Annotated in this window: 1 protein-coding gene and 1 pseudogene; one reads left to right on the top strand and one right to left on the bottom strand. The window is 68.9% G+C overall.

Annotation, left to right across the window (positions count from 1 at the left end; genetic code table 11):
• Positions 1-234: pseudogene (locus tag TN53_RS41095) on the bottom strand (excalibur calcium-binding protein); the annotation flags it as partial.
• Between the two features lie 169 nt (positions 235-403).
• Between TN53_RS41095 and TN53_RS41090 the strand changes: the two are divergent.
• On the top strand, positions 404-910 hold a 507-nt coding region (locus TN53_RS41090), incomplete at its 3' end, for a CYTH domain-containing protein (protein ID WP_046263991.1).

The raw sequence follows: 910 nt of genomic DNA, 5'->3' as shown, positions 1-910 counted from the left end.
CGCTGTCGTGGTGCTTCTGCGGGGGAGGACCTCGCAGGCGATGCCGTCGTCCGGTCCCTGGTCCTCGTCCAGCCGATACGGGTCGTTGAGGTCGCGGTCGAACTCCGCTTGCGCGTCCTCCTGGTAGACGAAGTCACTGCAGTCCAGGTCGGTTTGGGCGTGCGCGAGGCCGTCGAGCGGGCCGGCGGCGAGAAGGACCGTCGCTGCGAGGACGCAGGGGGTGCGTATGTCCATGAACTTCTCCTCAAGGGTGGTCGTCACCGTGACCCTAGGAACGCAGTTCATGTCCGGCGCGGGCTGCTGCGCCGAATGGCGGCGCGAGGTCTTGGTTCAAGAGCTCGACTTCAGGCACCGGGGTGGACCTGTGGTGTTTGTCCGGCGCCCAGACGTGTACGCGTAGGACATGACCGAGTCGCAGCAGGAAACAGAGCGAAAGTACGAGGCCCCGTCGGCTGACGACACGACCTGGCTGCCCGACCTCGCCGGCGTGGGCGGGATCGTGTCCGTCGTGGACCGGGGCGCCGAGGATTTGGACGCCGTGTACTACGACACCGGCGACCTGCGTCTGGCCGGCGCCTCGGTCACGCTCCGCAGAAGGACGGGCGGAACGGACGCGGGCTGGCATCTCAAGCTGCCGCTGTCGGGAGACAGCCGGGAAGAGGTCAGGGCCCCGCTCTCCGACACCCTCCCGGACACGCTGCGTGACCTGGCTCTTTCCCGTACTCGCGGGGCGGATCTGCGGCCGGTCGTCCGTATTCGCTCCACTCGTGGTGTGCGTCGGCTCGTCGGTTCGCAGGGCGCCGTCCTCGCCGAGCTGAGCATCGACGCGGTCCGAGCCGAGGCGCTGCTCGACACCGGCACGCGGGCCGCCTCCTGGACCGAGATGGAGGTCGAGCTCGCACCGGACACC

This window comes from Streptomyces sp. WM6386 (assembly GCF_000972385.1).
Lineage (GTDB): Bacteria > Actinomycetota > Actinomycetes > Streptomycetales > Streptomycetaceae > Streptomyces.
This window is presented reverse-complemented; position numbering and strand designations above follow the sequence as displayed.